General features: G+C 71.8%; 23 protein-coding genes. 1 reads left to right on the forward strand and 22 read right to left on the reverse strand.

Translation table 11 applies throughout. The annotated features are described in order from the left end of the window. The first annotated feature begins 2 nt into the window (after positions 1–2). Entirely contained in the window at positions 3–1,265 is a 1,263-nt protein-coding gene (locus VLY81_RS08140; protein WP_324667666.1) for a lipid-A-disaccharide synthase-related protein, read from the forward strand. Here the strand turns inward: VLY81_RS08140 and VLY81_RS08145 are convergent. The 22 genes from VLY81_RS08145 to VLY81_RS08250 all read right to left on the reverse strand — a co-directional run bounded on the left by VLY81_RS08145 (position 1,256) and on the right by VLY81_RS08250 (position 24,498). After that, the gene (locus VLY81_RS08145) at positions 1,256–2,392 is read right to left on the reverse strand and encodes a glycosyltransferase family 4 protein (protein ID WP_324667667.1); all 1,137 of its coding nucleotides are present in this window, start codon (positions 2,390–2,392) and stop codon (positions 1,256–1,258) included. The genes VLY81_RS08140 and VLY81_RS08145 overlap by 10 nt on opposite strands. Continuing rightward, positions 2,382–3,530, reverse strand: coding sequence for an O-antigen ligase family protein (locus VLY81_RS08150; protein WP_324667668.1), 1,149 nt, complete (start codon positions 3,528–3,530; stop codon positions 2,382–2,384). Before VLY81_RS08150 ends, VLY81_RS08145 begins: the two co-directional genes overlap by 11 nt. 198 nt (positions 3,531–3,728) lie before the next feature. Further along, on the reverse strand, positions 3,729–4,532 hold the full coding sequence (locus VLY81_RS08155) for a response regulator transcription factor (RefSeq protein ID WP_324667669.1): 804 nt from the start codon (positions 4,530–4,532) through the stop codon (positions 3,729–3,731). Positions 4,533–4,537: 5 nt separating this feature from the next. Beyond that, a complete protein-coding gene (locus VLY81_RS08160; protein WP_324667670.1) occupies positions 4,538–6,247 on the reverse strand; it encodes an ATP-binding protein in 1,710 nt (569 codons plus the stop codon). Positions 6,248–6,325: 78 nt separating this feature from the next. Beyond that, positions 6,326–6,562 (reverse strand): hypothetical protein, encoded by a 237-nt coding sequence (locus VLY81_RS08165; RefSeq protein ID WP_324667671.1) that lies wholly within the window; start codon positions 6,560–6,562, stop codon positions 6,326–6,328. Further along, complete coding sequence (locus tag VLY81_RS08170) at positions 6,559–7,347, reverse strand: ClpP family protease (protein ID WP_324667672.1); 789 nt, start codon at positions 7,345–7,347, stop codon at positions 6,559–6,561. The genes VLY81_RS08165 and VLY81_RS08170 overlap by 4 nt, the downstream gene beginning before the upstream one ends. Before the next feature lie 64 nt (positions 7,348–7,411). After that, positions 7,412–9,079 carry a ribonuclease J gene (locus VLY81_RS08175; RefSeq protein WP_405001358.1) on the reverse strand — a complete coding sequence of 556 codons (1,668 nt, stop codon included), beginning with the start codon at positions 9,077–9,079 and terminating at the stop codon, positions 7,412–7,414. A gap of 68 nt (positions 9,080–9,147) precedes the next feature. Beyond that, positions 9,148–10,035 (reverse strand): 4-hydroxy-tetrahydrodipicolinate synthase, encoded by an 888-nt coding sequence (dapA, locus tag VLY81_RS08180; protein WP_324667674.1) that lies wholly within the window; start codon positions 10,033–10,035, stop codon positions 9,148–9,150. Positions 10,036–10,042: 7 nt separating this feature from the next. Beyond that, positions 10,043–11,275, reverse strand: coding sequence for an aspartate kinase (dapG, locus tag VLY81_RS08185; RefSeq protein ID WP_324667675.1), 1,233 nt, complete (start codon positions 11,273–11,275; stop codon positions 10,043–10,045). Between the two features lie 45 nt (positions 11,276–11,320). Continuing rightward, positions 11,321–12,346, reverse strand: coding sequence for an aspartate-semialdehyde dehydrogenase (locus VLY81_RS08190; RefSeq protein ID WP_324667676.1), 1,026 nt, complete (start codon positions 12,344–12,346; stop codon positions 11,321–11,323). 35 nt (positions 12,347–12,381) lie between these two features. Then, positions 12,382–12,981 (reverse strand): dipicolinate synthase subunit B, encoded by a 600-nt coding sequence (locus VLY81_RS08195; protein ID WP_324667677.1) that lies wholly within the window; start codon positions 12,979–12,981, stop codon positions 12,382–12,384. 120 nt (positions 12,982–13,101) lie between these two features. Further along, positions 13,102–14,007 (reverse strand): dipicolinate synthase subunit DpsA, encoded by a 906-nt coding sequence (dpsA, locus tag VLY81_RS08200; protein WP_324667678.1) that lies wholly within the window; start codon positions 14,005–14,007, stop codon positions 13,102–13,104. 67 nt (positions 14,008–14,074) lie between these two features. Then, positions 14,075–14,884, reverse strand: coding sequence for a 4-hydroxy-tetrahydrodipicolinate reductase (gene dapB, locus VLY81_RS08205; RefSeq protein WP_324667679.1), 810 nt, complete (start codon positions 14,882–14,884; stop codon positions 14,075–14,077). 139 nt (positions 14,885–15,023) lie between these two features. Further along, positions 15,024–15,566, reverse strand: a complete 543-nt coding sequence (locus VLY81_RS08210; RefSeq protein ID WP_324667680.1) for a hypothetical protein — start codon at positions 15,564–15,566, stop codon at positions 15,024–15,026. Beyond that, positions 15,541–15,876: a YlmC/YmxH family sporulation protein gene (locus VLY81_RS08215; protein ID WP_324667681.1), complete on the reverse strand. Its 336-nt coding sequence runs from the start codon at positions 15,874–15,876 to the stop codon at positions 15,541–15,543. The genes VLY81_RS08210 and VLY81_RS08215 overlap by 26 nt, the downstream gene beginning before the upstream one ends. Before the next feature lie 26 nt (positions 15,877–15,902). Beyond that, positions 15,903–17,216, reverse strand: coding sequence for a hypothetical protein (locus VLY81_RS08220; RefSeq protein ID WP_324667682.1), 1,314 nt, complete (start codon positions 17,214–17,216; stop codon positions 15,903–15,905). 244 nt (positions 17,217–17,460) lie between these two features. Further along, the gene (locus VLY81_RS08225; protein ID WP_324667683.1) at positions 17,461–18,726 is read right to left on the reverse strand and encodes a M16 family metallopeptidase; all 1,266 of its coding nucleotides are present in this window, start codon (positions 18,724–18,726) and stop codon (positions 17,461–17,463) included. A gap of 36 nt (positions 18,727–18,762) precedes the next feature. Beyond that, a complete protein-coding gene (locus tag VLY81_RS08230) occupies positions 18,763–19,647 on the reverse strand; it encodes a polysaccharide deacetylase family protein (RefSeq protein WP_324667684.1) in 885 nt (294 codons plus the stop codon). Between the two features lie 15 nt (positions 19,648–19,662). Continuing rightward, positions 19,663–20,496, reverse strand: coding sequence for a polysaccharide deacetylase family protein (locus VLY81_RS08235; protein ID WP_324667685.1), 834 nt, complete (start codon positions 20,494–20,496; stop codon positions 19,663–19,665). Between the two features lie 78 nt (positions 20,497–20,574). Beyond that, entirely contained in the window at positions 20,575–21,330 is a 756-nt protein-coding gene (locus VLY81_RS08240; RefSeq protein WP_324667686.1) for a cell wall hydrolase, read from the reverse strand. Next, the gene (locus tag VLY81_RS08245; RefSeq protein WP_324667687.1) at positions 21,306–23,543 is read right to left on the reverse strand and encodes an ATP-dependent DNA helicase; all 2,238 of its coding nucleotides are present in this window, start codon (positions 23,541–23,543) and stop codon (positions 21,306–21,308) included. The genes VLY81_RS08240 and VLY81_RS08245 overlap by 25 nt, the downstream gene beginning before the upstream one ends. A 64-nt stretch (positions 23,544–23,607) precedes the next feature. Then, complete coding sequence (locus tag VLY81_RS08250) at positions 23,608–24,498, reverse strand: hypothetical protein (RefSeq protein WP_324667688.1); 891 nt, start codon at positions 24,496–24,498, stop codon at positions 23,608–23,610. Position 24,499 lies beyond the last annotated feature (1 nt).

Here is a 24,499-nt window from a genome sequence, read left to right on the forward strand (position 1 = left end):
CCATGCCAGCAGACCAAGGTCGCCCCGCCGTGCTCTTCCTCAGCAATGGCCATGGCGAGGATGCAGTCGGTGCGGCCATCGCACGCGAACTGAGCGACACGCTTCCGTCTGCCCGCGTGCTGGCCGCCCCCATCGTGGGAGACGGAGGCCCCTACCGGCGCCTTGGGATCGCCGTCGTCACCCCGACTCGGCCGATGCCGAGCGGAGGCTTCGTGGGCCTGAAACGGTCCCGGGCCCTGTGGCATGACCTGCGAGCGGGGTTGATCCGCCTCCACCTACGACAGGCACGGGCCCTCCGACGATGGGCCCCCGGGGTCGACCTGGTCGTCGGCGTGGGAGATCGGCTCATCCTTTACCTGGCGCGCTGGGTCATCAGGCGCCCCCTCGTCTTCGTGGCCATCGCGGACTCGGCCTACCTCACCCAGGGACGGGAGATCTCCAACCCTGGCGAGAGGAGCCTCATGCGGAAGTGTGCCCGCGTCGTCTTCACCCGGGACCATCTCAGCGCCGACATGTTACGAAAGTACGGGGTGCCGGCGATGTTCGTGGGCAATCCCATGATGGACGCCTTCGATATCACCGGCACACGCCTGGGCGACGCTCGCGACGGGGACCCGAGGCCCACGGTCGCGATTCTGCCGGGCAGCCGGGCCGAGGCGTACGCGAACTTCAGGCTCGCGCTGGACGGCGTGTTGTGCGCGTTCCGCGCAGGGCTCCGCCACTGCCGGTTCGTCGCCGCGTGGGCTGACAACCTCCCGGTCGCTCCCCTGTCAGATGCCCTGGCCGGGACGCAGTGGTGCCTCGTACCCGCCCCGGGGGCGTTCGGGGAAGAGGAGGCGTGGGCCGTGGCCCACCCGGACGGTGCGACCGTCACGATCGTCACTCATCGGTTCGGCGACGTGATCAGTCAGGCGACCGCGGTGATCGGCCTGGCGGGCACGGCCAACGAGCAGGCAGCCGGTCTCGGGAAACCCGTCATCCTGCCTCGCGGCACGGGGCCGCAGCTGAATGACGCGATGGTACGACGCCAACGCCTCCTGCTCGGCGAAGCGGTCCGGGCCGTAGAGCCCAACGGCGCCGCCATCGCCGGGGCGCTGCGTGCGGTGCTCGATGACCCGGAGCGCTACCGACGCATGAGCGAGGTGGGTCGCTCCCGCATGGGCCCGAGGGGCGGGGCTCGCCGGATCGCTCAGGCCATCGCGGCTCAGCTGACCCATGGGGCGGGTTCGCCCGGTACGACGCCTGCCCGAGACCTTCACGGGTGACTCCCGGCATCCGTCGCCACTTCGTACAGCAGTTGGCTCCACCGCTGCGCGGCCTTGCTCCACGTAAACTCGGTCAAGACGCGGCGACGGGCACGCTCTCCCATCTCTCGCCGGAGGCGGGCATCCTGCAACAGTCTCACTGCGGCGCTGGCGAAGCGCTCCACGTACTCGGCCGACCCGACCGTCCCCTCGATGAGGATGCCGGTGCGGCCGTCCTCCACCGTCTCTCGAAGCGCATAGCGGGCGGAGGTGACGACAGGCAAACCCGCCGCCTGAGCCTCCATCGCCGCGATGCACGAGGTTTCCGGAAAGTCGGTCGGGTAGAGCCAGAGATCGTAAGACGCAAGCGTCCGAGCCAGGTCCCGCTGCGGGAGCCCGCCGTGGAAGACCACTCGGGAGCCGGCCGAGGAAGCCAGTGCGCGATAGGCCTCGAGCGGCCGGTAGCTAAAGACATGCAGCTCCACGTCCGGGACCTGTGCCCAAATGGCCGGCATCACGCGGGAGATGAGCAGGCCAAGGCCACGTTCGGGCACCGAGGTGTAGGCCACCCGTAGCGGCCGGTTCTCGTCGGCGGGAGGGCGCGGGTCGGCGTCGCGAAAGAGTTCCGGGTTGACCCCGTTGGGGATGACCCAGGCTCGGTCGGAGCGCCAGCCAGCAAACTCGACATAACAATTGGCCAGCCACCGGCTCACGGCAACCACGCCGGGCGCGTGCCGGCTGAAGAGCCGGTAGCCGAGACGCCAAGCTGCGGCAAGCAAGCTGCGCTTGATGCCGTGCGGAAGCTCGGGATACAGGCCGATGTGGTCGTGGCCCCAGAAGAGTCGATGACGGCCGGGCAATGGACGGCGTGCGTGCGGGAGCTGCCGGAAGACGACCGTCACGTCCACGTTGCGGTATTCCCGCCATTCGGCGCCACCTATATCGACATAGGTGACGCCGTCATACACACCCTGGCGAGCCCCCGGATGGGCGACGACCGTGACCTGGTGACCCAGTGCTGCCAGGTCCCGAGCGACATAAAACAGGGCAGTCTCGCTCCCACCCATGGCCCGGGTCTCGAAGTCCGGCGGCGCGAACGGCCGGCACAAGTCGGCATAAAAGAGCACGGACGGTGACTCAGCGCTCATCGCCGCTCCCGCGCCGGAATCCATCGCGATGACCGGCGTACAGCCCATCGAGCAGGCCGAAGCCGATCCACATGACGGAAGCTACCTCCATGGCGTAGAAACCCTGGCCGAACAGGTCATTGACCACGATCGCGACGACGGACGCCACGAGCCCGACGGAGAAGATGTCGCCATGTCGCCACACCTTCCAGGCCATGCCGAGGGCTCTCGCCAGCAACCAGCCGAAGGCTGCCAGTCCAAGCAGCCCTGTATCAGCGGCCAGCCCGAACAACACACTGTGGGGCGTCGAGGAGATGGGGACCCGGGCAGGGGCAGGGTCGGGCATGAAGGCGGCTTGCAACTGAGGGAAACTGCCAGGACCGCGCCCCACGAGGGGACTGGATGCGAAGATGCGTAACGCCGTCCACCAAAGCGTGATGCGATCGAGGTTGTCTTGCAGGTCGAAGATGCTTTGCCAGCGACCAACCCACCGCGACTGCAAGCTCCCCACGGCGGCGACGAGGATGCACGCGAGCAGCAATATCGCCACTCCCCGCCGTCCCCATCGCAGGGCCATCACCGCGGCCCCCGCCACCACCGCTACCCAAGCAGCCCGCGACATACTGGCGCCGATGCCGGTCAGCACGAGTGCGGCAAAAGGTATCGATATCCATCGCCACCGGCGGGGCAGCGTCAACAAGTAACCGAGCCCTACGAACCCGAAGAAGGCCAGCAGCGTACCGAGCCGGTTGGCGAAGCCACCGAATCCCGTCGCCCTGGCTATGTGCAGCCCAAAATGCTGGTAGACAGCGTACGTGGCCATCACCGCCGTACTGACAGTGGCCACGGCGAGCCATCGATGTCTCAGCAAGACCGCGTCCGAAGCGAGGGCGTGACCACCCGCTAACCCTATCGCCGCCAGCAGCAACAGCCCCACGACGTGACCGAATCCGACCAGCTTGTCGACCCCAAACGCCGCAGAAATCAACGTTGCCCCGACCAGGCTCGCCGCGGGCCACGCAAGCCGGGGCACCTGCTGAAGCTGTCGAAGCAGCACCGGCAGCGACAGGGCTAGCGGCAACAGGGCCAACCCGCCCCCGCTCAAGGGGGCAGCCAGCGCGAAGAGCAGCAACGAGCCCTCGACCATGTAGCGGGCCACGCTACGGGGGCGATCAGCCGGATCCGCGATGAGGTCCGCGACGGATTGCCTCGACGTAGACGGTACCCCCTCTGAAGCACCACCAGAATGGGTGCCGCTGCGACATGAGGAAGCGGATTCCCAAAGAGACGGCCGAAGAAGTTCGATTGCCGTCGAGTGGGATCCTGCCGGGCTGCGGCTCCCGTCAGTGCCGCGCGCCTACCCCGCCACCGCCGGCTCGCCGGTCGACGCCGCACCGGGCCGGGCTCCCGGCTTGATGGGGCGAGCCCTAAACCGGTAGCCCACGCCGCGCACCGTCTGGATGTAGCGGGGGGCCATGGGGTCCTCCTCGAGCTTCTCGCGCAGGCGGCTGATGCAGACGGTGACGTTGGCCAGATCGCCGGCGTAGTCGCTCTGCCAGACCCGGTCCAGGATCTGGTCCCGGGTGAAGACCACCATGGGGTGGCTGGCCAAGAGCCACAGCAGGTCGAACTCTTTGGCCGTCAGCTCCACCGGCTTGCCGTTGCGCCACACCATCCAGCACCGCCGGTCGATGGTGAGGCCCTCGAAGTGCAGCACCTGGTCCTGGTCCGTCTCCTGGTCGGCTCGCGCCGCCGGTTCGACCGCCTCCGAGGGCCGCGCCGCGGCGCTGTCGGGGCGGGCCCGCCGCAGCACCGCCTGGATGCGCAGCACCAGCTCGGCCAGGCTGAAGGGCTTGGTCAGGTAGTCGTCGGCCCCCAGCCAGAAGCCCGTCAGCCGGTCCGGCTCCTCACTGCGGGCCGACAGGATGATGATGGGTACCGATGAGCGCTCCCGGATGGCGTGGCAGACCTCGTACCCGTCCAGCCGTGGCAGCATCAGGTCCAGCACGACCAGATCCGGCCGGAAGCGCTCGAACTTCTCCAGCGCCTCCTCCCCGTCGGCGGCCACCTCGACCTGGTAGCCCGAACGCTCCAGGCGCCGGCTCACTGCCTTGAGGATGTGCGGCTCGTCGTCGACGACCAGGATGCGCTCGCCGTCCATCGCCATCATCCTCCCGCCGGCCGGGCCGCGACCCCAGAGGCGGCCGGCAGCGTGAAGCTGAACGTGCTGCCCTGGCCGGGCGCGCTCCGGACCCAGATGCGTCCCCCGTGCATCTCGACCAGGTGACGGGCCAGGGCCAGGCCCAGTCCCGAGCCGGGGTACTCGCGGGAGGCCGAGCTATCCACCTGGCGGAACTTCTCGAAGATGATGGCTTGGTGCTCGGGCCGGATGCCGATGCCCGTGTCGCTCACGTCGATCCGCACCATGCCCCCGTCCGGCTCCGCGCCGGGCTCGATCTCGACCGCGATGCGGCCCGCACGGGTGAACTTGACCGCATTGGAGAGCAGGTTCATCAGGATCTGCTCCACCCGGCTGCGGTCCGCCTCCACCCAGACGGCCGCGGCCCCCTGCGGGTGGAGCACCGCCAACCCCTTGCGTGTCGCCAGGGGCTCGATGCGGCGCAGGCAGGCCTCCACCGCCTCGCGCACGTCGAAGGGCTGCCGGTCGAGCTGCATCCGGCCCGCCTCGATGCGGGCCAGATCCAGCAGGTCGTTGATCTGGCCGTAAAGCCGCTGGGCGCACTCCCGGATGTCGGTGAGGTACTCGCGCAGCGCCGCGTCCTGGGCCACCCGCTCCTCCTCCAGCATGAGCTCGGTGAAGGCCAGGATGGAGGTGAGCGGCGTGCGCAGCTCGTGGGATACCGTGGCCAAGAACTCGGACTGCAGCTGCTGTGCCCGCTCCAGCTCCGCCTGCTTCTCCCGCAGGATGGCGTTGGCCTCCTGCAGCCGGCGGGTGCGCTCCTCCACCTTGGACTCCAGATCCTCGTAGAGCTCGCGGAGCGCGGCGGCCATGTCGTTCATCACCGAAGCCAGCATCGCCGTCTCCCCGGCCGCTCCTCGGGGGACCGGCGCCGGCCGCAAGTCGCCGGTGGCGAAGCGTGACGCCATGGCCGTCAGCTTTCCCAGCGGCCCGATCACTTGACGGCGCAGCAGGAAGGCCAGCACGGCCAGCGAGATCCCCGTCAGGTAGACGGTGAACCAGAGCCGGTCGCGGATCGCCGACGCCACCGAGGCCTCGAAGGAGTCGATGGGCACGGCGATACTGATGGCTCCCATCACATCGCCCACCGCCGGGGGCTCCGCCCCCGTCTGCCCGGCCCACGCGCCTTGCTGGTGGCAGCTGAGGCAGCTCGCCTCCAGGTAGATGGGTGCCACGTAGCGGAAGAGCCGGCCGGTCCCGGAGACCGGTTCGGGGCCTCCCGCCGCCGGCGTCGCCTCGGGCCCGCTCACCACCGCGTACTCGGTGACGCCCGGCTCCGCCTCGAATCGGGCCAAGGCGGCCTGCTCGACGGGGTCGGGCCGGTGCTGGGGTGAGGCGGCGCCCACCCACACCTCCCGCACCGTGGCCTCCGAGCCGGCGCCGAAGATCTCGCCCACTACCCGCGCGACGGCCACGGGGTCCAGGTGGTGGAAGCTGCCCGGCTCCGAATGCAGCCGCTCGGTCTCGGCCTGGGCCACGAAGGAGCGGACGGCCAGGAACTGCTTGGTGACGGCTCGTGCGCGGTCCGTGAGGGTGCGCTCGGCATCGAGGCGCTGGCGGTACGCATCCCAGCCGAAGCTGGCCAGGCTCATGGCCAGCGCGACGGCCGCCACGCTGCCCAGCAGGCGCACCTCCAGCCGCTCCCAGAGCCGCACGCTTTCACCGCCCGGGGTCAAGTTCCGCCCGGCGCCATTATACCTGATCTCGTGAACGCCATCACGAGACGGCGCCCGCTACCGCACCGGAGCCCCGGCTCAGGCGGGCGGTAACACCGCCCCGGGCCCCAGCGCCGGCCACAGGTACAGCTCGGGATCGGTGGTGACGAGGCGCTCGACGACCAGGCGCCCCCCGGGCCCCTGGCGACACTCCACCCAGACGGGCACGCCCCGCCAGGACCCCAGGGCCACCTGCACGACTCCCTCCGGCGCCTCTCCACCAGCCTCTTCCTCTCGGCCCTCCAGGGGCTCGGTGAGCACGCTCCAGGGGATCACAGCCCCGGCGCCTCCGTCGGGACGGCCTCGCGACTGCGCTCCGCCAGCTCGTGCAGCTTGCGCACCGCCTGCGAGAGCCCCCCTATCTCGTCGATGAGCCCCACGTTGACCGCCTCCCGCCCGACCAGCACGGTGCCCACGTCGCGCACCAGATCGCCGGTGCGAAACATCAGCTCGCGCAGCTTGGCTTCGGAGATGCGGGAGTTGTCGACGATGAAGCGGATGATCCGGTCCTGCATCTTGTCGAGGTACTCGTAGGCCTGGGGCATGCCCACCAGCACCCCCGACAGGCGCACCGGATGGATGGTGATGGTGGCCGTCTCCGCCACGAAGCTGTAGTCGGCCGCCACCGCGATGGGAATCCCGATGGAGTGCCCGCCCCCCAGCACCACGGAGACGGCAGGCTTGGAGAGGGTGCGCACCATCTCGGCGATGGCGAGCCCGGCCTCGATGTCGCCGCCGACGGTGTTGAGGACGATGAGCACGCCCTTCACCCGGGGGCTCTGCTCGACCGCCACGAGCTGGGGGATGACGTGCTCGTACTTGGTCGCCTTGTTCTTGGGAGGCAGGCTGACGTGCCCCTCGATCTGCCCCACGATGGGCAGCACGTGGATGCCCTGCTCCCCCGAGGGGACCGGCGAGAGCTGACCCAGCTGCCGCAGATACTCCAGGGGGCCGGGCGCCGGCGGCTGGGATCTGCCCTGCCCGTCCGGCGCCTCCCCGTCCGCCGCCTCTGCCCCGCCGTCGTTGCCGCCGACGGCCGGCCAGGACCCCTTCCACTCCATGACGCCACCGCCTCCTGCCTCGCCCGTTGCGTCGATGGCAGGAGGTAGTATGCGCCCGAGCGCCTCACACCTCGACGATGATGGGCAGGATCATGGGGCGCCGCTTGAGCCGCTCGTAGACGAACTGCCCCAGCGCATCCTTCACCCGCCCCTTGAGCGCGCCCCATTCGGTGCCGTTGCGGTGCAGGGCCTCGAGCAGGGCGGCCTTCGCCTGCTGACGGGCCTCCTCCAGCAGCGCCTCCGACTCCCGAGCGTAGACGAAGCCCCTCGAGACCAGCTCGGGCCCCGCCACCAGCTCGCCCGATCGGGCGTCCACCGTGGCCACCACCACCACGATGCCGTCCTGCGCCAGCTGGCGGCGGTCGCGCAGCACCACGCTGCCGACGTCGCCCACGCTGAGGCCGTCGACGAAGACCTGGCCGGCCGGGACGCTGCCCCGCCGCACCAGACGCTGGCCGGACAGCTCCAGCACGTCCCCGTTCTCGACCAGCAGCACCCGGTCGGGGGCGATGCCCACCTCCCGGGCGAGACGCGCGTGCTTGACCAGCATCCGGTACTCGCCGTGCACCGGCACGAAGAAGCGGGGCCGCACCAGGTTGAGCAACAGCTTGAGCTCCTCCTGGCTGGCGTGCCCGGAGGCGTGGATCTCCTCGAAGGGCTCGTAGATGACGTTGGCCCCCAGCTTGAAGAGCAAGTTGATGGTGCGGCCCACCAACCGCTCGTTGCCCGGGATGGGATGGGCCGAGATGACCACCGTGTCACCGGGCACGATGGCCACCTGGCGGTGATCCCCCGACGCCATGCGCGACAGGGCCGACATCGGCTCGCCCTGGCTGCCGGTGGTCAGGATGACGAGCCGATCGTGGGGCCGGCGCCCGATCTCGTCCAGCCCCACCAGGGTTCCCGGCGGGATGTGCAGGTAGTCCAGCTCCGAGGCGATGCCCACCACGTTCTCCATGCTGCGGCCCACCACCGCCACCTTGCGCCCGGTGGCCACGGCCGCGTCGATGGCCTGCTGGATGCGGTGGACGTTGGTGGCGAAGGTGGCCAGCAACACCCGCCCCGGGGCCCGCTGGAACACCTCCAGCAGGGATTGCCCCACGGAGCGCTCCGAGGGCGTCCAACCCGGACGCTCCGCGTTGGTGCTGTCGGAGAGGAGCACCGCCACGCCCTGCTTGCCCAGTTCGGCCAGCCGGTGGTAGTCGGCCGGCTGGTTGTCGATGGGCGTCTGGTCGAACTTGAAGTCCGTCACGTGCAGGACGATGCCCGCGGGCGTGTGGGCGGCGATGGCGACGGCCCCGGGGATGGAGTGATTGAGGTGGATGAACTCCACGTCGAAGCTCCCCGGCCGGTGCCGCTCGCCGGGCTTCACCTCCACCAGGACCGGGTCGAAGTCGAGCCGGTGCTCCGCCAACCGCGCCCGCACCAGCCCCAGCGTCAGGCGGGTGCCGTAGACCGGCACCCGGATCTCCCGGAGCAGGTAGGGCAACGCGCCGATGTGGTCCTCGTGCCCGTGGGTCAGCAGGACGGCCCGGACCTTCTGGCGACGCTCCCAGAGGTAGCTCATGTCGGGGATGACGAGGTCGATCCCCAGCATCTCCTCTTCGGGGAACATCACCCCGGCGTCGATGACCAGGATCTCCTTCTCCGTCTCCAATAGCAACATGTTCTTCCCTATCTCGCCCAGCCCCCCGAGAGGGATCAGCTGGACGGCCGGGCCGTTGGAGCCCATTCCCTTGGACGACACCTCCGTCTTGTCCTCGTGTGATCGACCGGCCGGGGGCGGCCAGGCCCTCGCCGTCAGGCCACGAGCCCCAGCTCGGCCATGGCGTCGCGTATCACCTTGGTCTCGGCCTCCGAGGCCTCCACCAGCGGAGGGCGCACGGGGCCCACGTCGATGCCAGCCAGCTTGAGGGCCCGCTTGACGGGGATGGGGTTGGTCGTGACGAACAGCGCCCTGAACAACCCGAACATCTCCAGGTGGATCTGGCGTGCCCCCTGCACGTTGCCCGCCAGGAACGCGTCGATCATGTCCCGGATGCGTCGTCCGACCAGGTGGGAGGCGACGCTGATCACGCCGTCACCGCCCACCGAGAGGATGGGCAGCGTCAGGCTGTCATCACCGCTGTAGATGAGGAACTCCGGCGGCACCAACCGCCGCACCTGGGAGACGTGATCGATCTGCCCCGTCGAATCCTTGAGCGCCACCACGTTGGAAATGGCAGCCAGCCGGGCCGTCGTCTCGGCCGTCAGGTGCTGGCCGGTCCGGCCGGGGATATTGTACAGGATCACCGGCAGGCTCGTCGCCTTGGCGATGGCCTCGAAGTGCCGGAAGAGCCCCTCCTGCGGGGGGCGGTTGTAGTAGGGCACCACCGCCAGGATGGCGTCGACGCCCACCTTCTCGGCTCGCCGCGTCAGCTCGATGCTGTGGTGGGTGTCGTAGGTGCCCGTGCCGGCCACCACGGTGGCGCGGCCCCCGATGGCCTCCACCACCGCCTCGAAGAGGCCCACCTTCTCCTCGTCGGTCAGCGTCGGCGACTCGCCCGTCGTGCCGCAGACGACGACGCCGTCCGATCCGGACTCCACCAGGCGCGCCGCCAGCGTGGCGGCGGCGGCGTAGTCCACGCTCGCGTCCGCCCGCATCGGGGTCACCATCGCCGTCAGCAGGCGTCCCAGCCCCTTTGCCATGGTCGGCCTACCTCCCCTTTCCCAGCTCGAACTCCTCGAACAGCGCCCGGATAGCCTGGGGCAGCCGGTCGGCATCCACCAGGCACGAGATGCTGGCGTGCGAGTCCGAGGTCTGCAGGATCTCGACCCCGGCGCCCGTCAGCGCGCGGGCGATGCGTGCCATCACGCCCGGCACCCCGTGCATGCCGGCGCCCACCACCGAGACCTTGGCCAGCCGCCCGGTGAGGGCCACCTCCACGTCGAAGTCGGCCAGCGCCTCCTGCACCGACGCGGCGGCGCCCTCGGGCACCGTGAACATGAGCTGGTGGGGGCTGACCAGGATGAGGTCGATGCTGACGCCTCGCCGGGCCACCGCCTCCAGCATCCGGGCGTTGAGGGAGCCCTCGTTGAAGTCGCGGTGGCCGCTGACGACCACCTGGGTCAGGGGCGCCACGTGCGCCACCCCCACCACCGGCCGGTCGGAGCGGATCTCGATGCGACCGCCGTGGGGCCGGTCCCAGACCAGGGTGCCCGGGTCGTCCGAGCCGGTGCGGCGGATCCGCAGGGGCACGTGCCCCTCCATGGCGATCTCCACGGCCCGCGGGTGGATGACCCGAGCCCCCAGGTGGGCCAGCTCCGACGCCTCCCGGTAGGTGACCCCGCTCAGGGTCGGTGCCTCCGGCACGAGCCGGGGGTCGGCCGCCTTCATGCCGTCGACATCGGTGTAGATCTCGACCAGCTCGGCTCCCAGCGCGACCCCGAGAGCCGCGGCGGTGGTGTCGCTGCCGCCCCGGCCCAGGGTCGTCACCTCCCCGTCTTCGCTGACCCCCTGGAAGCCCGCCACCACGGGCACCTTGCCCGCCGATAGCAGCCGGTGCAGGACGTCGGTCTTCACCCGGAGGATGCGCGCCTCGCCGTAGCGGCCGTCGGTCACGATCCCCGCCTGCGCCCCCGTCAGGGAGATCGCGGGCAGCCCTTCCCTCAGCAGGGTCTGAGCCACCACCGCACAGGCCACGATCTCGCCGCAGCTCAGGAGCTGGTCCTGTTCGCGGGGATCGGGGGCATGCGGCGCGGCCACGTGGGTCAGCAGGTCCAGCAGGGTGTCGGTGGCATAGGGCTCACCCCGGCGACCCATGGCCGACACCACCGCCACCACCGCATGGCCCTCCTCCCGAGCCCGGCGGATGTGCTCGGCGACCTGCCGCCGCCGCTCCTCGGAGGCGACGGAGGTGCCGCCGAACTTCTGCACCACGATGCGCACGCCGAAGACGCCTGCCTTTCGTCCTCTCGGGCGCGGTGGACCGCCTCAGGCGAAGAGGCCCTCGGCGATCTGCACCGCATTGAGGGCCGCACCCTTGCGGATCTGGTCGCCGACCACCCAGAGGTTGAGGGCCGTCGGGCACGAGTAGTCGGCGCGGATCCTTCCCACCGCCACCGTGTCCCGGCCCGACCAGTCACGGGGCATGGGATAGAGCTGACGGTCGGGGTCGTCGACCACCTCGACGCCGGGGGCCTCGCGCAGCAGCGCCCTTGCCTCGTCGACGTCGACCGGCCGCGCCAGCTCCACGTTGATGGACTCGCTGTGCGAGCGCAGCACCGGCACCCGCACGGTCGTGGCCGTCACGGCCAGCTCGGGCTCGTGGAAGATCTTGCGGGTCTCGTGGACCATCTTCCACTCCTCTTTGGTGTAGCCTCCTTGGTCGAAGCGGTCCACCTGGGGGATCACGTTGAAGGCGATGGGATAGTGCCGCGCGCCCGCCGCATAGGGCAGGATGGCGGGCTCGTAGGGCTCCCCTCGTCGCTCCGCGTCCACCTGGGCCAAGAGCTCGGCCATGGCCCTGGCCCCGGCCCCCGAGACCGCCTGGTACGTGGAGACCACGATCCTCCGGATGCGGGCGGCTCGATGCAGGGGCCACAGCGCCACCGCCATGATGATGGTGCTGCAGTTGGGGTTGGCCACGATACCCCGGTGGGCCCGGGCGTCTTGCATGTTGACCTCGGGCACCACCAGGGGCACGTCGGGCTCCATGCGAAAGGCGCTGGAGTTGTCGATGACGACGGCGCCCCTTCGGACGGCCTCGGGCGCCAGCTCCCGGCTCACCGAGGCGCCGGCCGAGAAGAAGATGACGTCCAACCCCGACAGACGCTGCGGCTCGGCGGCCTCCACCACCAGCTCCTCGTCGCCGAAGCGCAGGCGACGGCCGGCCGACGCCGGTGACGCCATGAGCCGGAGCTCCGCCACCGACCAGCCCCGGCTCGGCAGGATCCGCATCAGCTCCTGCCCGACGGCCCCCGTCGCCCCGACGATCCCCACACGCAAGCCAGCTCGCATCGCCCGTCAACCCCCCGATGGCTGTCGCGTCGCCCTCAACGCACCTGGCGCCGAGCACGTTCGATGATCATCGGCTGGAGCTGGCGACCCTCGAGGGCGGCTTCCAGCGTCGGCACGATGAGATCGAAGTCGGCCACCATGGACGTCGGCTTCGCCTCCGGATTGTCCTGACCGAAGGGTACCATGTAGACATGCTTCGTGTTGAGCAACAGCCCCAGGTTTTTCGCATTGGCCCCCAGGGCGTCGTTGGTGGAGATGGCCAGCACCACCGGACGCCCGTTGCGAAAGGTCGCCTTGGCCGCCATCAGGACGGCGCCATCGGTGATGGCCAGGGCGAGCTTGGCCAGGGTGTTGCCGGTGCAGGGCGCGATGAGGAGCGCGTCGAGGAGTCTCTGAGGCCCCAGGGGCTCGGTCTCCACGATGCTGCGCATCACGGTACGCCCGGTGGCGCGTTCGAGGCGCTCCACCCACTCCTGCACGGTGCCGAAGCGCGTGTCGGTGGCATGCTCCGAGAGGATGGCCCAGACCTCGGCCCCCTCCCGGCGGAGCCATTCGATGTGCGGCAGCACCTCCTCGAAGGAGCAGTGCGAGGCGGCCAGGGCCCACCCGATGCGCTTGCCTGCCAGCGTACCCATACGTCCCCTCCTCAGCGCCGGCGCACGCCGGGGGGCGCCGTCCGCCTTCCCCGCAGGTGCACCGGCCTGCTCGATGCTGGCGCCCGCAGTATATGAGTCCCATGGGACGACGGGGCCACGTCAGGACGCATCGGTCGACGCCGTGAGGCTGGCCAGCAGGTCCGGTACCACCGAGGCCAGGATGCGGCCGGCGGTGACGGGCGCGACCCGGCCGGGCAGGGCCACGGCATGGATGGCGCGCAGCCCGAGGCGCTGGGCCGCCTGGAAGTCGGTGCCGCCCGGCTCGGAGGCGATGTCGACGATGACCGCGTCGCGCCGCATCCGCGCCAGGACCGGCTCCGTCAGCGTCACCACCGGCGCGGTGTTGAAGACGACGTCGGCTCCGGCGGCCGCCCGCTCGATGACGGGCGGCTCCACCACCGGCACCCCCCACACGAAGCCCCGTGCCGCCTCCAGGCGGTCGAAGCCGACGGCCGTCACGTGCGCACCGAACGCGAGCAGCAGGCGGAGGATCTGCTGACCGCACCGCCCCAGGCCGATGACGAGGGCCTGGCTGTCGTGTAGCGTGATGCGCATGTTGGCCATGGCCAGCGCGATGGCACCCTCGGCGGTCGGGATCGCGTTGAGCAGCGCCAGGGCCTCGTCGCGCAGCAGCTCCACCAGGCGCAAGCCCCGGCGCTGCGCCAGCTCCCGCACCAAGGGACGAGCCGACCCGATCATGAGCACCGTCCCGGGCCGGCACGCCCCCAGGGTCGTCTCGTCCAGTCGCAACGCCCTCGCCGGATCCATCCGGGTGCGGATGAAGCCCTGGGCGTCGGTGCCGCTCAACGGACAGAGGATGGCCCCGACCTCGGCCGACACCTCCGCGATGCCGGGCGCCGCCACGGCACCCTCGGGCAGGAGAGCCGGGGGGAAGCCGGCCATCCAGACGCGGGCCCCCAGCTCGATGAGCCGGCGAGCCAGGTGGATCTCCCGCTCGTCGCCGCCGGCCACCAGGATCCCCAGGGATTGCAACGAGCCGCTCATGCGCGCTCCCGTGCCGCCGCTCGACGGGCTACCGCAGGACGCCCGTCGTCGTCTCAGCCCGGTCAGCCTATGCGGGATAGGGCCGTGGTGTCAGGCCGGCACCGCCCGCCCCGGCCGGCGGAGCGCCGAAGAGGATCTCCTCGAGGGAGTGGACGCCCCGCAACTCCGTCACCCGGCGCACGGCCAGGAGCACCCCGGGCACGTAGCTGCGCCGGCTCGTGCTGTCGTGGCGGATGGTCAGGGTCTGACCCTCCAGGCCGAAGATGACCGCCTGGTGCGCCACCAACCCCGGCAACCGCACGCTGTGGATGGGCACGGCCGGACGGTCGTCGTCGCCCTGGCCCCGGGCCTGGGCGATGAGGGCGGCGGTGCGAAGTGCGGTGCCCGAGGGGGCGTCGAGCTTGGCGTCGTGGTGCATCTCCACGATCTCGCAACGAGGCATGTACGGGGCCACGATGGCGGCCAGGCGCATCATCAGCAGGGCGCCGACGGCGAAGTTGGGCGAGACCACGGCGCCGACCCCCCGCTGGCGGCACCGGGTCTCCAGGTCCTCCAGCTCGGCTCGGCTCATCCCCGTGGTGCCCACCACCAGGTGCACCCCGGCGTCGACACAGGCGAAGGCATGGGCCAGGGCCGCCTGAGCCTCGGTGAAGTCCACCAGAACGTCCACGGGAGTCCTCTGGAGCAGCTGACGGACGTCGCGGTCGATGGGGATGCCGATGCGCCCGGCACCGGCCACCTCGCCGATGTCCTGGCCGGCCGACCGCCGGCCGATGCCCCCCACCAGCTGCAGGTCGGGCTCCCGCAGGAGGGCCGTCACCACCTCGCGGCCCACCTTCCCCGAAGCCCCTGCCACCGCCACCCTCAGTGCCACCACGGCTCCACCCCGCACCCACGCCCGGCGGCCGGATCGGTATTTCCATTCTCACCCTGGTGCGCGCGGGCCGTCAATAGCCGGCAAAAAGCCCGCTCCCGACGGGAAGCGGGCTCGTACAGCCGTCCGGTGGTGGGCTCCCTCATCGCCCGGCGTTGCCGTCGCCTTGCCCCTTGGCCATGCGAGCGGCCCGCCCCGAGCCCACGTGGGCCTCCACGCGGTTGGCTCCCTCATCCCGCAGCACCTGGGAGGCCTCCTCCAGGCGGTCGGAGCCAGTCTGCACCACAGCCAGCATCTTGCCCGCCTTGAGGTCCTCCTCGATGGCACGACCGCGGTCCTCGGGGATGCCCAGGTCGAGGAGACCGCCGGCCACGCCTCCCGTCACGGCTCCGCCCAGGGTGGCCGCCAGCGGGCCCGCCGCCACCACCGGCCCCACCCCGGGGATGGTCAGGGCTCCGATGCCGGCCAGCAGCCCGGCCAGCCCCCCCAGGGTGCCGCCCCAGGTGACCCCCTCCCCGACGTCCACGCCGGCCTCCGCGTCGTCCCGGCCCCCCGCGGCCCCTCGCCTCTGCTGGCCGCGAGCCAGCACCGAGATCTCGTTCTCGCGGAAGCCGCGCTGGCGCAGGCTGCGCACCGCCTGCTCGCACCGGTCGCGCGTGTCAAAGACGCCAATGACCGTTGCCACCTTCGACCGACTCCCCTCTCACCAGGCGCCGTGATGCGCTCGCCCTTAGTCTCTCCGGGGCCGGCCTGGATATGCCCTCGGCAGGGGAGCCGGTGCCGAGGTCGACGACGATCACCTCGCGACCGACTTTGACCACCCGCTCCCAGGGGATCACCATCTCCGAACGCCCCATCCAGCCCCGCCGCACCGGGAGGATGAGCGCCTCCACGTGGCCGTCGCGCAGATCGACCAGGAGGTCGGCATCCCGCAACGGCCCCCAGCGGACCCCCTGCGACAGGTCCACGATCTCCTTGCCGATCAGCTCGCTCATCAACATGGCCGTGCGCTCAACGGAGCCTATGCCGTCTCCCAGGCCAGCATGATCAGCACCGGCCAGGGCCCGGGGACGAAGACCTCGGGCCTGCCCTCGTCCCATCGCCCCACCCGCACGCCCAGGGTGGCGCCCCCGCCGACGGGCCACCCCGCCTCGCCGTAGAGGTGCGGCTCGCCGCCGCCCCGCCGCCACTTGAGCACCAGGCGCCACCCTCGGGCGGGCCATGCGCCCCACGCCGGCTCCGGCGACCACCCGCACTCGAGCCGGACGGTCTCGAGGGAAGGCCAGGCGGTGGCCGCCACACGCCACGGCCCCCACGCGGTCCATCCGCTCCACGAAGCCGCGGGCCCCTCCACCTCGACGGCGGCCCCCGCACCCCCGATGCGGTACGCCAGGCTGGCGACGCCCAGCAGCGCCATCTCGTCGTCGTCGAGCTCCAGACCCGCGCCGGCGTCCAGTCGTCCGATGCCGGCCGTCCAGGTACCCCCGGCTGCCAGTCGCCCTCGGACCCACCGGCCGTCCAGCCGCCGGCCGACCTCGCCCTCCACCCAGCGACCCGCCGCGTTGGCCGTGCGCGGCCGCGACCACCGGCCCTGCAGCGTCACCCGGTCCCGGGCCGGCGCGTCGTCGCCCCACAGGGGCGAGTCGAAGGAGGGGCTGACCGCGCTGGCCTCCAGGCGCCACGCGGGCCGACGCCCGAGACCCCGGGCTCGCAGCCACAGGGCCCACCCATCCTCGACATCCAACGACGCGTCCTCACGCCGGGCCCGCTGGGAGACCCCCAGGCGAGCGGTCCACTCGGTGCCGGGAGGTCCGATCCACCCCGTGCCCAGCAAGAGGGCCGCCTCCACCTGCCGGGCCTCGATGGGAGGCCGCTCGGCGAAGAGCAGCCGCTGGTCGCCGGTGTCGGAAGCCACAGCCTGGAGCTGGGTGCGCCCCAGCTGGAGGCCGAGGGCCCATGCCTCTCCCTGGAGCTGGCGGTTGTGGGTGTACCAGAGCGGCAGGCCCGTGCCGTGGAGCAACGCGAAGGCCCGGTCCTCCCAGTCGAGCCGTATCCCGCTCACCCGGCTGACCGGGCCGTACACCGACCCGTCCACCAGCCTCCACGGGCCGGGCAGGCCGGCATAGGGACGCCCGTGGGCCCACCGCGCCGAGACGAGGAGGTCGCCCCTCTCCCATCCCACCGCGACGGCGTGGCCGGGCCAGTCGACCGGGGCACGGGCGCCGACGGGGACACTGCCCGTCGCGGCATCGTGGGCCTGCAGGCGCCAGGCCCCCGCCTCACCGGCGGGGACCCTCATCTCCAGCGCCCACGAGCCGGCCTCCGCTTGCTCCACCCACCCGGCCCGCAACCCGGCCGAAAGCCGGTTCGACTCCGCCGCCCTTGCCGTCTCCCAGCGGCTCCCCGTCCAGCCGCCGGGCACGGCGAGGCCGCAGATCGTTAGTGTTACTAACTTCCCGACCCAACGCGAACGCGCAGCCCGCCTTGCCTGGCCGATGGCCCGCACCTCCCGTCCGGTTCCTGTCAGGGATTGGATCGGGCGGGGCGGGACTCCTGCCGGGCCGGCTCCCGGCCCGGCCTCAGCCGGCGGCCGCGAGGCGCCGCCGGGTCTTCCACGGCACCGGGCCGACCGCGGCGTAGGCGTACGCGTCGGGTACGAACAGCCGCGCCGCCAGCCGGTGCACCTGCTCGCACCGAACCGACTCGATGCGCGCGATGAGCTCATCGGGCGCGAGGTAGGGCTCCCCCGACAGCTCGGCCCGGGCCAGGCGGTTGGCACGGTAGCTCATGCTCTCCATGCTGAGCAGGATGGAGCCCTTGAGGTGCTCCTGCGCGCGGCGCAGCTCCGCCTCGGTGATGCCCGATGCGGCCAGGGCCGCCAGCTGCTGCTCCACCAGCTCCAGCACGGCCGGGGCCCGGTCGGGGCTCGCGCCCGCGTAGACGGTGAAGTAGCCCGCGTCGGCGAAGGCGGTGTGGTACGAGTAGGTCGAGTAGACCCAGCCCCGCTCCTCGCGCAGCTCCTGGAAGAGTCGCGAGCTGACCCCGCCACCCAGCACCGTATCCAGGATCAGCATGGTCCACTTGTCGGGGCTGTTGGCGCGGAGGCCGGGTGCGGTGAGGCAGAGATGCGCCTGCTCGGTCTTGCGGCTGCGCACCAGCCATCGATAGTCGGCCTGCACGGGCGCCCCCCGCTGCGGCGCCTCCCCGGCCGCCAGGCCGCCGAAGTGGCATGCGATCCGCTCCACCAGCTCGTCGTGGTCCACCTTGCCGGCGGCCGCCACCACCAGCCGGCGCCCCGTGTAGTGGCGACGCACGAACGCCTGCAGGCGCTCCCGCGTCAAGGCCTGGACCGACTCCCGCGTGCCCAGCACGGCGCGCCCGGCCGGATGCCGCCCCAGGTAGGCTCGAGCCGCCAGATCGTGGATGAGCTCGTCGGGGGTATCTTCGTACATCCCGATCTCCTCGACGATGACGCCCTGCTCCTTGGCGACGTCGGCGGGGTCCATCCGGGAGCCCAGCAGCATGTCGGCCAGCAAGTCGACGGCCTCCGGCACGTGCTCGCCCAGCACCCGCGCGTAGTAGCAGGTCTGCTCCTTGGTCGTGAAGGCGTTGAGCTGGCCCCCGATGGCGTCGATGCGCTCGGCGATCTCCCGGGCGCTGAGCCGCTCGGTGCCCTTGAACATCATGTGCTCGATGAAGTGGCAGATGCCCTGCTCTTCGGGCCCCTCGTCACGGGATCCCACGTCGACCCAGATGCTCAGGGCCGTCGAGCGCAGGTCGTCCACCGATTCGGTGACGATGCGCACCCCGTTGTCGAGCACCGTCTTGCGTATCGTCGATGGCAAGCGTCCGCCTCCCCGTGCGATGCCGGACTCTCCCCATTATAGCCTCCCGGCGGTCGGTCGTCGGTCGATTGGCCTTGTGATGGCCCATCCCCCGGGTCCGGCCAGCACCCCTTGGGAAGACCAGCCGGGGAGGTCAGGGGTGACGCCCGGGCCCGCGAGCCCACCGTGCTCCAGCGCCTCCACCATCTGCCCGACGGGCACCACCATCAGCCCCCGGTGGGCGATGAGGCGCAGCATGTCGGGCAGCGCCTGCAGGGCGGGCTGGGTGGGGTGCATCAGGATGATGGCCCCCGGCGCCAGCCGGCGGCCCACGCGGTCGAGGATGACGTCAGGGGCCGGCCGCTGCCAGTCGATGGTGTCGACGGTCCACATGACGGTGTAGTGCCCGGCCGATCGGGCCACCCTGACCACACGCTCGTCCACCTCCCCGTAGGGCGGCGCGAACAGCGTCGGGCGCCTTCCCGTCAGCGACTCCAGCAGCCGGGCGTTCTCCTCCACCAGCCGGTGCAGCTCGGCATCGGCCAGCTCGGTGGGGTGCAGGTGATCCAGCCCGTGATTGCCGATCTCGTGGCCCCCTTCGGCGATGAGCCGTGCCACGTCCGGAAACTTGCGGGCCCATCGCCCGGTCAGGAAGAAGGTGGCGCGCACGCCATGCCAGCGCAGCACGGCCAGCATCTCGGGCAGGACCTCCTCGCCCCAGTCCACGTTGATGGCCAGCGCTGCCCACGGCAGCTCTGCAGGGCCTCGATAGATGGCCCCGATCGATGCCGCCCCCGCCGCACTCGCGTCGTGGAGGGCCGGGGCCGCCACCTGACGGGGACGGTGCCGCATCTCGGACCAGAGGACCGCCACCGCGCCGGCTGCCAGCAGCAGGACCCCCACGATGGTCCGCAGGCGTCGGACATCGACCGCGACGAACACCTCTCGGCTCCCCTCTCAGCGGGTCGGCTGCGGCTGCGGCGCCTGGGGCGGCGTCTGCGGCGGGGCGAGGGGCGGCAGGGGGCGGCGGCGCTGCAGCCCCGAGCTGGGGTCGATGATGTAGAAGGTGTGGTAGATGAGCTGGGAGACCGGGACGATCTGGAAGCCCCGCGCCTCGAGCGTGGGGATGAGGCGGTCCACCGCCTCCGGCGTGTGGGTGCCGTCGTTGTGAAACAGGATGATGTCACCGGGCTCGACGCTGCGCAGGATGCGCGCGACCATGGCCTCCGCGTTCAGATCCTGCCAGTCCAGGGAGTCGACCGACCACTGCACGGTGTAGTAGCCCAGCTCCGAGGCCACCTCGATGACCGTGTCGTCGTACTCGCCGAAGGGGGGTCGGAAGAGCAGGACGTCGGGCCGCCCCACCAGCGCGTCGATGCGCCGTTGGTTCTCCTCCAGCTCCCGGCGGATCTGCTCGCGGCTGAGGGTCGCCATGTGGGGGTGGGTGTAGGAGTGGTTGCCGATCTCGTGACCCTCGGAGGCGATCTTGCGCACGTACTCCGGATAGCGTTCGAGCCAGTTGCCGGCCAGGAAGAACGTGGTCTTGACGCCGTGGCGCCGCAGGATCTCCAGCAGGCGATCCGTCCGCGACGTGCCCCACGTCGCATCGAACGAGAGCGCGATGCGGGGCTGCTCCACCTCCACCTTGTAGATGGGCACCAGGCGCGCCACGACGTACCGGGAGAGGACCGCCACGGTGCGGCTGCCGATCCAGTAGGCCAGCACCGACCCCACCCAGATGGCGATCCCTACCACGAGCCAGGATCGAAGCCCCCGCCAACGGACGACCATCGCCGGGCCCCTCGGCTAGCTGTATCGGCCGGGAGCGCCGGCTAGAACCTCAGGGGGCCCTCGGGCTCATCGCGCCTCTCAGCGCGTGAAGACGTGCTGGCCGATGCGCGCCACCACGGGCCGGGTGGCCCAAAACTCCGGCGTGGTCGTCTTGGCCGGGTTGTAGAAGTAGAGGGCCCCACCGGTGGGATCCTCGCCGGCCAGTGCCCGGTCGGCGGCCGCGTAGGCCCAGGCATCGGGACGGGTGCGCTGGAGCTGCTCCAGGGAGAAGGGGAACTGACCGGGCTGCGTCACCACACCCAGGATGGAGTCGGGAAAGCGCGGATCGTCCACCCGGTTGAGCACCACGGCGCCCACCGCGATCTGCCCCTCGAAGGGCTCGCCCCGGGCCTCGTGCCAGATGAGGCTGGCCAGCAGGTGGCGTTCCCAGTCGGAGACGGGCCCGTACCTGCCCGGCGATGGACGGGCCACCGCCCCCAGCGTCGGCACCACGCCCGCCGCCTCCCCCGCCCCCGCCGGGACCCGCAGCACCTGACCCGCCCCGATGCGGTCCGGATCGTCGAGGTCGTTGAGACGCTGCAAGACGGCCACCGTCGTACCGAAGCGGGAGGCGATGCCGTAAAGGGTGTCGCCCGGCTTGACCACGTAGAGCTGCACCGCCGGCGGCTGCCCCGAAGGCGTCGTCGCACCCTCGGCTCGTCCCTGCAGCCCGGCGGCGTGGCCCGCCTGGGCCAGAGCGGACGGCTCCTCGCCCTGGCGGGCGAGCCCGTAGAGGACCGCCGTCCCCAGGGCCAGGCCCAGGACCAGGATCACCGTGGCGGCATCGCGACCCACGCGCCCACCTCCCTTACGATCCGTTCGGCAGGCGCCACCAGAAGCTGACAGCGCGGCAGGGCGCCCAGGAAGCTGGCGCGGTAAGGTCGGGTGAGCAGGCGCCGATCGGCCACCACGACCGCGCCCCGGTCCTGCTGCGACCGCACGAGCCGACCGAAGCCCTGGCGGAACTTGACCACGGCTCGGGGCAACGCGTCCTCCCGGAAGGGGTGGAGTCCCAGGCGCCGCAGGCGTTCGGCCCGGGCCAGGGCGACGGGGTGATCGGGGATGGGGAAGGGCAGCCGCGCCATGACGACGCACGACAGGGCCGCCCCGGGGACGTCGACCCCCTCCCAGAAGCTGTCGGTGCCCAGCAGCACCCATCCTGCCCCCTCCGCCTCGCGAAAGGTGTCGAGCAGCGCGGTGCGGGGCATGTCCCCCTGACAGAGCAGCCCGATCCCGTAGGGCTCGAGGCAGGATGCCAGCCGAGCCCGGGTCTCAGCCAGCGCCCGGTACGACGTGAACAGGCAGAAGGTGCGCCCGCCCAGCCTTCGCGCCACGTCCGCGACGAGCCGGGCCAGGTGCTCCGCATAGGGAGAGGCGTCGACGTCGGGCATGTCGACGGGGACGGCCAGCAGCGCCTGTCGACGAAAGTCGAAGGGCGACGGGATGACGCACTCCAGCACCCGGCCGTCGTCACGCACCACCGACGGGGCACCCGCGTCCCCCACGACCACCCGCCAGACGCCGTCCTCCTCTTGCTCCACCAGCAGCTCGGACTCGGGCGCCGGGCTCTCACCCCTCTCTCCCACCGAGAAGTCGCCTGGCGTCGGCCGATCCCCCAGTCCCCACCGACGGCGCACCGCGTCCATCCGTCCGTCGCAGGCCAGGGTGGCGCTGGTCAGCACCGCCGCCCTGACCTGACCCAGCAGCTCACCCGCCAGCACCGGCCCCACGTCCAGAGGAGCCGCCCGCAGGGTCAGCTCCGAGGAGGGGCCGGCCTCCAGCCAGTAGACCGCGTCGTCGTCTTGCGCCTCGGTCCACTGCCGCAGGGCTTCTGCGGTCTGCTGCGCCCATCGGGCCAGCGCGCGCAGCTCGACGACCCGGTCGTCGGCGGGAGAGACGCCCTCGCCCGCCTCCTCCACCTCCAGCGTCTCGGCCAGCCGCTGCGCCGTCGAGGCCAGGTGCTCCAGCGAGTCGGTGGCGGCATCCAGGGCCGACGCGGGCACCCACCGGCTGGACTCGCCCGGGCGAAGGCGCACCGTGCGGGCAACGCCGCTCTCCAGCCCCCGTCCGTCGACGGGGGCCACGAGCGCGGCCCGCCCGAGCCCGTCAAGGACCAGCCGCACGTCCTCCAGTGCCGCCGTGGCGGCCTGTGAGAGGGCCCGCCCGCTGCGCCCACGTGCCACCCGCTGCAGACGCCCCAAGAGCGCCGAGCGCCGGAGCTCCAGCCCCAGGTGCCCTGTCGCCACGTCGTCGAGGTGATGGGCCTCGTCCACCACCAGGTAGCGAAAGGGCGGCAACACGGCGGCGTCGGCGCCCCCCGCCTCCCGCCTCACCACCAGGTCGGAGAGCAGCAGGTGGTGGTTGGCCACGATGAGTTGTGCCTGCAGCATACGCTGGCGAGCCGCGAAGTAGAAGCACGTCTCGTAGAAGGGACACCGCCGGCGACTGCACCGGTCCGGGTGGGCGGCGACCAGGCTCCAGACGTCGCCCCCCACGCCCGCCGGGGCAGTCGAGAGGCTGCCATCGTCGGTGGCGTCGGCCCAGCGGGCCAGGCGGTCGACGACGTCGGTGGACGGCGTCTCGACCTCCAGCGCCTCGAGCCAGGAGGCCTGCCCCTGCCGCACCCGCTCGAGGCGAAGACGGCAGAGGTAGTTGCCCCAGCCCTTGGCCACCGCGCTGGTCAAGGGGCGTCCCAGGGCGCGCTGCACGACGGGGAGGTCCCGTACCGTCAGCTGCTCCTGGAGGTGGATGGTGTAGGTGGCCACCACCGCCCGGGCCTCCGGGCCCTCCTCCAGCAGCCGCGACGCCAGCGGCAGGAGATAGGCCAGCGACTTGCCCGTGCCGGTGCCGGCTTCGATGAGGGCGACGGCCCCCGTTTCGAGGGTCCGCGCCACCTGCCGGGCCATCCACTCCTGGGGGAGGCGGCGCTCCCACCGGCCACCCAGCGCGCCGGCCAGAGGCCCCTCATCGTCGAAGAGTGCGCCCACTCCGTCCGGATGCGCGGCCACACCGACCCCCCTGCCCGGCGCCCGGGAGGCCGACCCGCCGCTTGCTGAGCCAGCCGCCGGGGCGTCAACCGAGCGCGGAGGGCACCTTCGCCCCCGCCGGGGAGACTCCCTGCCCGTGCGCGGCGGTCGGCCCCGCCATTGCCAGCGGTCGGCGGGCTCGCAGCGCCGACCGGCGCAACTCGACCCAGCGGCTCAACGACCACCGGTCCAGGAGCCCGTTGACGGCCAGCAGGGTCGCCGTCCAGGCCACCAGGCGCCGGAGCGAGAGGCTCTCGCCAGCCACCCAGCCCAACGCGGCGCCGAGGGCATTGGCCCCCGCGTCCCCCATCATGACCGCGCCACGGCGGTCGTGCGGCCAGTAGCCGAGCACGGCGGCGGCCAGTGGCAGTGCGGCCAGCCACCCCTCCCGACGGGTGGGGTCGGCCATCAGTCCCACCGCCGCATAGCCGGCCACGAATGCGCCCGCGGCCCGTCCCGGCCCCGTGTCCAGCTGGTTGAGGGCGTTGGCTGCCAGCACCGCGCTGGCTCCCGTCAGGATGGACCGGGCGGCCCCCCGGCGCCGGACACCGCCCGAGGCCGCCGCGCCCACCATGAGCCCGATGAGGGCGGCCTTGAGGATGCCGGTGCTAGGCCGTCCGTCTCGCAGGGATTGCCAGTGGGCGCGCCAGCCGCGAGGCCCGCCGACGGCTGCGTCGTCCACCACGCCCGCCAGGGCCCCGGCCAGCACCGGGAGGTAGAGACGCCGCACCGAGCGGTCGTCGTCGTCGGCCGCCGCAGCCGCCGCCACCCCGGCCCCGACAGGGCCCAGCCCGGCAGCGGTGGGCACCACCCTCCCATCCCGGCGCCGTCGCCTGACCAGCCGCGCGCCATCCAGCACAGCCGCCAAGAGCGGCGTGCCCCGCCGGGTCATCCAGAAGGCCGCCGCCCCAGCCGTGGCGGCTCGCCACGCCTCCATC

The sequence above is a fragment of the Limnochorda sp. LNt genome (assembly GCF_035593265.1).
In the GTDB taxonomy this organism is placed as follows: Bacteria; Bacillota; Limnochordia; order Limnochordales; family Geochordaceae; genus Geochorda; species Geochorda subterranea.

Bases quoted from the DNA above. Each gene is read 5' to 3' on its own strand.
- VLY81_RS08140 (WP_324667666.1), top strand. From the start codon at position 3: ATGCCAGCAGACCAAGGTCGCCCCGCCGTGCTCTTCCTCAGCAATGGC.
- VLY81_RS08145 (WP_324667667.1), bottom strand. From the start codon at position 2,392: ATGAGCGCTGAGTCACCGTCCGTGCTCTTTTATGCCGACTTGTGCCGG.
- VLY81_RS08155 (WP_324667669.1), bottom strand. From the start codon at position 4,532: ATGGACGGCGAGCGCATCCTGGTCGTCGACGACGAGCCGCACATCCTC.
- VLY81_RS08170 (WP_324667672.1), bottom strand. From the start codon at position 7,347: ATGGAGTGGAAGGGGTCCTGGCCGGCCGTCGGCGGCAACGACGGCGGG.
- VLY81_RS08175 (WP_405001358.1), bottom strand. From the start codon at position 9,079: ATGGGCTCCAACGGCCCGGCCGTCCAGCTGATCCCTCTCGGGGGGCTG.
- dapA (WP_324667674.1), bottom strand. From the start codon at position 10,035: ATGGCAAAGGGGCTGGGACGCCTGCTGACGGCGATGGTGACCCCGATG.
- VLY81_RS08190 (WP_324667676.1), bottom strand. From the start codon at position 12,346: ATGCGAGCTGGCTTGCGTGTGGGGATCGTCGGGGCGACGGGGGCCGTC.
- VLY81_RS08195 (WP_324667677.1), bottom strand. From the start codon at position 12,981: ATGGGTACGCTGGCAGGCAAGCGCATCGGGTGGGCCCTGGCCGCCTCG.
- dpsA (WP_324667678.1), bottom strand. From the start codon at position 14,007: ATGAGCGGCTCGTTGCAATCCCTGGGGATCCTGGTGGCCGGCGGCGAC.
- VLY81_RS08215 (WP_324667681.1), bottom strand. From the start codon at position 15,876: ATGAGCGAGCTGATCGGCAAGGAGATCGTGGACCTGTCGCAGGGGGTC.
- VLY81_RS08235 (WP_324667685.1), bottom strand. From the start codon at position 20,496: ATGGTCGTCCGTTGGCGGGGGCTTCGATCCTGGCTCGTGGTAGGGATC.
- VLY81_RS08250 (WP_324667688.1), bottom strand. From the start codon at position 24,498: ATGGAGGCGTGGCGAGCCGCCACGGCTGGGGCGGCGGCCTTCTGGATG.